Source organism: Okeania sp. SIO2F4, assembly GCF_010672385.1.
GTDB lineage: Bacteria > Cyanobacteriota > Cyanobacteriia > Cyanobacteriales > Microcoleaceae > Trichodesmium.
Genome location: NZ_JAAHGT010000382.1, coordinates 1 through 8,616 on the forward strand (window position 1 = coordinate 1; position 8,616 = coordinate 8,616).

At 35.5% G+C, this 8,616-nt stretch carries 9 protein-coding genes; 6 read left to right on the forward strand and 3 right to left on the reverse strand.

Features of this window, described 5'->3' with window-relative positions; genetic code table 11:
- Positions 1-191: 191 nt before the first annotated feature.
- Positions 192-470: a hypothetical protein gene (locus F6K22_RS22200; RefSeq protein WP_293102780.1), complete on the reverse strand. Its 279-nt coding sequence runs from the start codon at positions 468-470 to the stop codon at positions 192-194.
- A 220-nt stretch (positions 471-690) separates the two neighbouring features.
- On the opposite strand from F6K22_RS22200, the gene F6K22_RS22205 reads away from it, so the two are divergent.
- A complete protein-coding gene (locus F6K22_RS22205; RefSeq protein WP_293102783.1) occupies positions 691-1,023 on the forward strand; it encodes a hypothetical protein in 333 nt (110 codons plus the stop codon).
- A 580-nt stretch (positions 1,024-1,603) separates the two neighbouring features.
- Here F6K22_RS22205 and F6K22_RS22210 read toward each other — a convergent pair.
- Positions 1,604-1,765 (reverse strand): hypothetical protein, encoded by a 162-nt coding sequence (locus tag F6K22_RS22210; protein ID WP_293102785.1) that lies wholly within the window; start codon positions 1,763-1,765, stop codon positions 1,604-1,606.
- Between the two features lie 623 nt (positions 1,766-2,388).
- Here F6K22_RS22210 and F6K22_RS22215 point away from each other — a divergent pair.
- The 4 genes from F6K22_RS22215 (at position 2,389) to F6K22_RS22230 (ending at position 6,361) form a co-directional block, all read left to right on the forward strand.
- The gene (locus F6K22_RS22215; RefSeq protein WP_293102788.1) at positions 2,389-2,757 is read left to right on the forward strand and encodes a hypothetical protein; all 369 of its coding nucleotides are present in this window, start codon (positions 2,389-2,391) and stop codon (positions 2,755-2,757) included.
- Positions 2,754-3,140, forward strand: a complete 387-nt coding sequence (locus F6K22_RS22220; RefSeq protein ID WP_293102791.1) for a HEPN domain-containing protein — start codon at positions 2,754-2,756, stop codon at positions 3,138-3,140. The genes F6K22_RS22215 and F6K22_RS22220 overlap by 4 nt, the downstream gene beginning before the upstream one ends.
- Before the next feature lie 372 nt (positions 3,141-3,512).
- Positions 3,513-4,754, forward strand: coding sequence for a damage-control phosphatase ARMT1 family protein (locus F6K22_RS22225; protein WP_293102793.1), 1,242 nt, complete (start codon positions 3,513-3,515; stop codon positions 4,752-4,754).
- Between the two features lie 446 nt (positions 4,755-5,200).
- On the forward strand, positions 5,201-6,361 hold the full coding sequence (locus tag F6K22_RS22230; RefSeq protein WP_293102796.1) for a pyridoxal phosphate-dependent aminotransferase: 1,161 nt from the start codon (positions 5,201-5,203) through the stop codon (positions 6,359-6,361).
- A gap of 575 nt (positions 6,362-6,936) precedes the next feature.
- Here the strand turns inward: F6K22_RS22230 and F6K22_RS22235 are convergent.
- Entirely contained in the window at positions 6,937-7,239 is a 303-nt protein-coding gene (locus F6K22_RS22235; protein WP_293102799.1) for an acylphosphatase, read from the reverse strand.
- A gap of 139 nt (positions 7,240-7,378) precedes the next feature.
- Here F6K22_RS22235 and F6K22_RS22240 point away from each other — a divergent pair, with 139 nt between their 5' ends.
- A complete protein-coding gene (locus F6K22_RS22240; protein WP_293102802.1) occupies positions 7,379-8,188 on the forward strand; it encodes a coiled-coil domain-containing protein in 810 nt (269 codons plus the stop codon).
- Positions 8,189-8,616: the final 428 nt, after the last annotated feature.

The window sequence follows — 8,616 nt, forward strand, 5'->3', positions numbered from 1 at the left end:
GCCAACCCATCCCTTCTTTAAAAAGAATTATCATTATCAAACACGAAAAATCAATATTTTATACAGAGGTATAGTTATTGAAATCTTTATCTAGTAGTAGTTTCGGGGTGCTTGTCACCCCGTGAGGACTGTATCTCAATGGATGATTATTTAACAGAAACTCTGGAAAATTTAGAGTTTTTAGAAATAATTTAATCCCCAGAGAGAGGCTGATAAGCTTCCACCAAAATGCTAATATCTTTAAACCAAAAAACTGGCTCAAAGTGCAGTGAATAACTGGGAGTTGCTCCGTCTAATAGGTAGTGCATAATAGTTGCACCTCTCATGTGCAATTGTTGTCGGTAAACGTCCGAAAAACTATTACTTGCTTGGTCTTTAACTTGCAAAGCTATCCATCCTCCCAGCCACCAATGAGAAAGAGCTGTGTTGCTAGCCATGACTATTCGGCGGTAATCGGTTCTAATTGGCATATTAATCCTTAGTGGAGGGAGTCTATTTGTTTTGGAGGGTTCTCCAAAAATACTTTCCCTGCCTTCAAAGATTTTTATCCAGTTATTAGAATCCGATAAATTCGACATAGCTCCGCGACGTGATTAATATAGATACATTTCTAAGTTTAATTGTTAATAGTTTTCAAAGCAAATTACCTGAAACGATTCATTTACTATCGTTGCTATGTTTGGACATAATATGTTGAGTGAACTAACAGGTGTACTTGATTTGTTAAAGATTTTGTTGCTTGTAATTTTAGGGGTAATATTTATCACCGAACCTAATAGAAAAAGCTTGAATCCTTTGGGCTTTTTACTCTTTGCTATAGGAAGCAATTTTCTAATCAAAAATGTTTATGTGAGAAAAATCGTTGACTCTACAAGTATCTATAGTACCTATTTAACCTCAGTTGACACAATAAACTTAGAACTCTTTTTGACAAAAGGAGTTAATATCGCCATCATTTCATGGATTTTAGTGGTATTAATACCAGAGTTCCGAGTAAGACTGTTGCTTAAAAAAAAAAAATAATATGATTTTTCTTGTCAAAGATGTCAGCAACATTAAGTTTGACAATGAATTTTTGCAACTTGCAGCTTTGTTTTTCAGTTTGTTGACTGATATTTCTTTAGTGACGATTCCTTGAATATTTAAACAGGGAGAAGAGAGAGTTTCCAGCCTCAAAAAGAAAATTGGCTACTACCAAGCAGTAGAAAAAAAATTACAACATCGCACAGAAAATCTGAGGTCAATTCAAATTATATGTGAGTCTACTGAGGAAACTAGCGGGATTTTGTCGTTTGAAACCGATAAATCCAAAATTATAACTTATTATCAAGAAATTCTTTATCAAATAAAAGAACGAGCAATACAAGGTCTAGGAGGAAATGACCAGAGACTGATTAGTAAAAACGGTTCTAATCATCGCAGTTAGCAAAATTGCAGGTTTTACTCCGTTGGGCTTTTTTTTCTTTGTTAATGATTTAGCGTTAGATTTATTTTACTTGATTATTGACAGTTACTACTAATCTTTTACTGCATCAGCGCTCGTCAACACCCGACTTTAATTCCTAAATTATCAAGTTGAGCTTTTTTGCAGATAAACGTCGAATCAGCGATCGCTACTCCAGGTCAGCAGTTTTATTGGCCATCGATAAAATATTTCAATGTTGCAAGGCCATTGAGTTGTTTCTGCGATCGCGTAAATCATTAATGACCGATAGTTCCTGGCCAAGGTCTGCCCTAGACCTTCTAGGGAATTATTGTAGAACATTAGTATACAATAAGCTCAATCCTTGATTTGGACTTAATTTGAGTAGCAAGGCATAATTAAATTTAACTATTTCCGAAGCGACTGGAACCCAGTATAAGTAAGCAATATCAAGAGTTTGAGCTGCATAAACATTTTTTTACATAGTTAGGTTTATTCGTGCCTACCTGCTTAAAATTTATCAAAACAGGACTTACGCACCCAAACAAGAAACCCGGTTTATTGCGCTGATTATTGTTCTTCAAACCACGAAATTTCATTGCTTAACCCGGTTTCTGCGTAAGTCCTACAAAAATTAGATTCAGTCACACAGATAATCGCGAAAAACTCTGTATAAGCTGATACTATACATCAGTATAAATTACTAAAAGTTTAAAATATTATTAACTTACTAATTCATTTTATCTAGGGTTTTAAAGTTTGTGAAGTACAGTTTTTTTTCTTCTTTTCTGCTGTATCTTCCCTCAAACCTATGATTTTATACGTTACCATTATGAGAATTGTTCTATAACAATATGTTTTTTTGTTAAGACAATAAACTTGTGTTGAAAGAGAACAGGCAACAGAGGGATTTCCTAACCTGAATCACTGCTATATAATTAATATATTCAACAATAAATATCATAATGAGTAACCAACAAATCTGTGATTTAAGGATTACTGAAATTTCTCATTTCGGTATAGATAAATTACAGCAACTTTATTATTTTAAAGAACCAGAAGCAGTTTTGCAGTTTCTGAATAAATATCCTTTTATCTTGCCAATACTATTAACAGCGCCAGAAAAAATTCATCAATATTTTCCAGGCGATCGCTTAGGTTTAGAAGTTCATATAGACCCTGGTGCAACTAAACATGACGAAGAACTATTCATCATAATTTTCACCAAAATTGAATGCCATGAAGCAGTAGAAAAACTTTGGGAACTTGATGAATATTGGTCACTGCATATTTGTAGAGAAACCCAACATAAATTGGAGATTCATTTAGGATGAGTTTTAATTGTTCTGAATATTTAGCTTTAGCCAAACAACTAGCTGGAAAAGCTCTGATGAGTGCGAGTGAAGAAGCTCGGTTACGCTCTGCTATTAGTCGTGGTTATTACGCCGCTTTTATTTTGGCAAGAAATTATTTGCGCGATCGTCAAGGTATAACTATTCCTGTACAACAGACTCATCAATTTGTAATTAATCAATTCCGACATAGTTCTGATTTACTTAAGCAAAGAATAGGCAAAGATTTATCCCGTTTAAGATTCAATCGTAACCAAGCAGATTATGATGATAATATTGATAATTTACCCGCTATTACTACAAGAATGCTGAAGTTAGCCGAACAAGTTATGTCAAATTTAGAAAAACTAGCATCTTTAGAATAAAAATAATTTTAAATGTATATCTTTAATTGTAATTAAATATTTAATAATAGCAATTTTCAACATTTTAAGTCGATCACACCACTACCAAAATGTAGCAATATTTGCGAAACTGATATAAATCATCTCTTATTTTTTTAGAGATTTTTTGTAAAATAAGTATTAACAAACTTATCAATTGACTAAACCTTAAAACTTGAAGCAGACCAGAAATTAAAATCAGTCTGTAGGCGCGCGGGTATCAGTATTCATACTCCTGGGGTTATGGTGAATTTATTTGTGACAAATAATTTTTTCTTCACCTATTCCTATTTCCTATTCCCTATCTTCTTTTTTATATTTCCTGGTACATTCAATCTCTTAGTTAGTAAATATATGAATGAATTTGAAACCTCTGATTTATTACTACCTTTGCCTGTAATGCCTTCAGCAGAAAATACCTTCGCCCATTATACAATAGTTTGTAGGCTACCAGGTGTCATCGAACGAGTCATCAAAGACAATGATTTTCCTCCAGCTATTGTGCAAGAATTAGAATCTTTAGTAGCAGACTTATTTGAAGGATGGGTGCGCCCCTTAGGAGAAATTGAAGGGCCAGATATAGTTGCCTGGGAATCCTATTTAAAACCTTTTGAGGGCAAAAGTTGGTTTGATTTACCATTTTATTTTGCTGAAGCTTATTTCTTCCGACGTTTGTTAGAAGCAACTGATTATTTTGTACCTGGAATTTGGCAAGGTATAGACCCATTTGGCTATCAAAAACGCTCAAGTTTAGACACATCAATGGATGCTATCCGAGCAATTAGCAATCGCTTTACTGCTTTAAACACTGGTTTACCAGAAGAACAGAGTTATCAAACCTTTATAACTACTCTGCTTCAAACTGCTTTATGGGGTAATCAAGTCGATCTTAGTTTATGGCCACTTGTAGGAGGAGATAATACTAATAGAGACCTTCACCAACAACAAACTCACATTTTAATAGATGATACCTACGATCTACTCAACTATTTAAATAATATTCACGGACAACGCATCGATCTAATTATAGATAATGCAAGTTTTGAATTAGTTTGCGATTTTTTTCTGATAGATTTCCTTTTATCTACTCAGACTGCCAATACTGTTTACCTACATTTAAAAGCACACCCAACTTTTGTATCTGATGCCATGAGTCAGGATGTCTTTTACACTCTAGAAACATTAGCTAATGATATCTCAGAAAATGTCAGAATGTTGGCAACTCGCTTACAAGAATATATTGCTTCTAGTCGTTTAATTTGCCGAGATGACTTTTTTTGGAATGCTCCCCTAGCTTTTTGGGAAATGCCACAGTCTTTAAGGGAGGAGTTAGCTAAAGCTAGTCTAGTTTTGATTAAAGGAGATGCTAACTATCGGCGTCTTCTTGGCGATCGCCATTGGTTATTTACTACACCTTTATCAGATATTGCTAATTATTTTCCCACACCATTTGTCGCTTTGCGTACCTTGAAGTCAGAAGTAGCAACTGGGTTAGAACCCGATCAAATCGAAATATTAAGTGAACAAGACCCTTTATGGTTAACTAATGGTCAGTGGGGTGTAATTCAGTTTGTAATACCAGAGAAGAGGGAGTAGGGAGATGAGGAGTGTGGTCCGTGTGGTCCGTGTGGTCCGTGTGGTCCGTGTGGTCCGTGTGGTCCGTGTGGGGAGATTGAATATTGAGGTGTGGATAGAATTATGAATATACACAGAGAGATTACGGGGTTGGAAAATCAAGAGATGAAACTTTAAGAGTAATCTGTTTCTAATACCTCTAAATATTTAACCAGAGTAAGTGATGGGTATCACCTAAGAGTAGAAAATCATTCTACCAATTACCAAGGCCGAGATTACTTTTAACTTTTGACTTTTGACTTGCACTACCGTGCTATACTATATTCCTCAAAACTTTAAAAACAGACATCCGCTACATCTGCTACTAAATTTATTACTTTGAATGTCATTATTTCCTAATAGTCTAGGTTGAACTCAAACATTGTCCAACCTAAAATGGAAAACTTAATCACCTAAACAGATAAAAAATGAAACTGGCAGCAAGAGTTGATAAAGTATCACCTTCCCTAACTTTGGCTATCTCAGCTAAAGCAAAAGCAATGAAAGCTGAGGGAATAGATGTCTGTAGCTTTAGTGCTGGGGAACCTGACTTTGATACCCCAGAACATATTAAAGCAGCAGCTCAAAAGGCGCTAGAGGCAGGTAAAACTAAATATGGCCCAGCAGCAGGAGAACTTAAACTTAGAGAAGCGATCGCTCATAAGCTCTCTGAGGAAAATGGCCTAAACTACAAGGCGGAAAATATTATTGTCACGAATGGGGGTAAACATTCTTTGTTTAACCTGATGTTGGCATTAATTGAACCAGGGGATGAGGTTATTATTCCGGCACCCTATTGGTTGAGTTATCCTGAGATGGTTAAACTGGCAGGTGGAGAACCAATAATTTTGACCACTGGTGCTGAAACTGGTTATAAAGTTACACCGGAGCAACTGGGTCAAGCTATTACGGATAAAACAAAATTATTTGTGCTTAATTCTCCATCTAATCCAACTGGGATGGTTTATCAACCAGCAGAAATTAAAGCATTAGCAGAAGTAATAGTAGAGAAGGATATTTTGGTAGTCTCAGACGAGATTTATGAAAAGATTATTTATGATGATGCCCAACATCTGAGTATTGGTGCGGTTAGCTCAGATATATTTAAAAATACTATTATTAGTAATGGTTTTGCTAAAGCTTATTCAATGACTGGTTGGCGGATAGGATATTTGGCAGCACCTGTAGAATTGATTAATGCCACACTGAAAATTCAAAGTCATAGTACATCCAATGTGTGTACTTTTGCTCAGTATGGAGCGATCGCTGCATTGGAGTCATCTCAAGACTGTGTTGAGAAAATGCGTCAAGCTTTTGCTCAACGGCGAGAGGTAATTTATCGGTTAGTTAATGGTATACCCGGTCTTTCCTGTATTCAACCGGAGGGAGCTTTTTATATGTTTGTTAATATTAGTAAGATTAGTAATAGTTCTCTGGAGTTTTGTAAAGCTTTATTGGAAGAGGCAAATGTGGCTGTTATTCCTGGTATTGCTTTCGGAGCAGACGATCATATTCGGATATCTTATGCTACTGACTTAGCAACTATAGAAAAAGGGATGGCAAGGTTAGATAAATTTGTGCGTGTTTGAACCTAAAGGCGTTTTCGGCTATCACTGACATGTTTGCGAAGCATTCCGGAGGAAAACGCTGCGCGACATGAAAGGCGGAGCAAGTGGAGGAGCTACATCCCTTGCCTGGCAAAAATTTAAGCTATCGGTCTTATTTCTAAGATTGCTTCGTGAAACTCCGTTCGAGTCACAATGACTTTTAAGCTGTTGTGCATTTAAACGACTTATTTGTTATTGCCTCGTTAAAAGCAGTCAGCACTCAGCACCTCAGCGATCAGCATTAGGACTTTTTTGACGCCCTCGTCGGGGATTTCAACCCCGACTCAACCTTCCGGTTTATAGAAACCGGAGATTTAACCCAAGGTCAAAAAGCTGAATTTCGCAGTTCCTCCGTAGGAGGCTAGCTGAAATGCTGATAGCTGATAGCTAGTTAAAAGGATAACCTTTATTACTTCTGACTTCTGAGTTGCTAAGACGCATTTTAAATGTGTCTTAGGTTACTGTTCATCCTAGAGTAGCGGTGCGTTACATTTCATTAACGCACCCTACGAGAGTATTTTTGTTTGTAGTTTTGCTCTAGCCCCTCAAAATATTCTTCAGGGTATACGGTGAATTTCAAAACCTTCAATTCCTTCAACTTGCTGATACCTAACTAAAACATCCTGAACAACAGCAGACCTAGGACCTGTATAACACCAGTTAATCATCTTTTCCACAGTCTCCTTCTTACCCTCAAAAACAGCTTCTACTCTACCATCAGGTAAATTTTTCACCCAACCATTGATACCTAAACTGACTGCTGTTTGTGATGTAGAAAAGCGATAGCCAACTCCTTGAACTTTTCCAGAAATCAAAACATGGGCATGAATAAATTCTAAATATTCTGATTTTTCTTGCATTATCATTGATTAAATTAGGAATATCTACTGTTTATTGTACATAACATAGACCATGCTATTATTATATTTTAAATAATTTACTTATGGAATAGTTTCATTTATAGGTACTCGGAATAAAAATAAGGAGATAGTCAAAATCATGCTCGTAACATCATTAATACTTAGTACAATTGTTAGTTTTCTAGCAGGTCTAGGCTGTGCTTATTGGTTATTGGAAAAGCGGTTAAAACAACAAACCAAAAATCATGAAATACAATTACGAGAAGCTCAGGCAAAAATCTATGACATTGAGCAAGCACAGCAACAGAAACTTCAATTATTACATACAGAAATTCAAGCTTTAGAAGCAGAAAATCAGAAACATACGACAGAGAAAGTTAAATTAGAAAATCAACTAAAGGAGCAGATTAAATTATTAGAAAATGAACATATACAAAAATTAGCATTTGCTGAATCTAAAGCACAAGAAACCATAGAAAGTTTGACAGATAAATATTCTCGTAAAGTAATAGATTTAGAAAGAAATTGTCAACATGAAATTCAAGAGAATAATCGTTCTTGGCAAGTAAAATATCACGAGATGTTTCAAGAGTTAGAAGTAATTAATCAGCAAAAAAATCAAGATATTATAAAATATTTACAAGAAAAATATCAACAAGAAATTACTAATTTAGAGAATGAGCATGAGCAAAAGCTGACAGAAATTATGAAATATTTAGAAGAAAATTATCAAAATAAGGTCCAAAATAAAATTAAAGAATTAGAAGAAATTCATCAAGAATCTATGTTAGAAAGCATTAAATCTATGAATCATAAACATCAAAATCAGCTTCAGCAAAAAATTAAAGAATTAAAACAAAACTATGAAACTCAGCTTCAAAGAACTATTAAATCTCTTAAAGCCAAGCATCGACGTCAAATTAAGGAACTGACAAATTTAGAGCAATAATATACAGTAATTTCTTACTAGATGGAGTAGAATAGGGAACAAGCAAAAAATACTCTAAGCATTCAGCTCTTAGCAATCAACTAGCCTCCTGGGTCTTCAATAATTAATAATTAATAATTAATAATTACCTCTTCTGAAAACATTGAGGATTGGTTAAAAGGAATTTTTTTGTTCTCAAGGGGAGATTGGATATGGCGAACTTCGGAGGGGTTCTGCACTCTTCGGGAAACCTCGCCATCCCATCCTAAGGTCATGCTCCGCAAAGGACCGCTGTCTTGGTCGATTGGATATGGCGTTTAGCGTTCCGCAAAACGCGCGTTTTTCATGTCGCGCAGCGAAACGCGGAGCGACTTGAATTGCGTTTCGCTTTCCTACGGAATAATTGCGCAAACGCGACATGAAACGCGGCTCTGTTAAGAGCGGGAGAA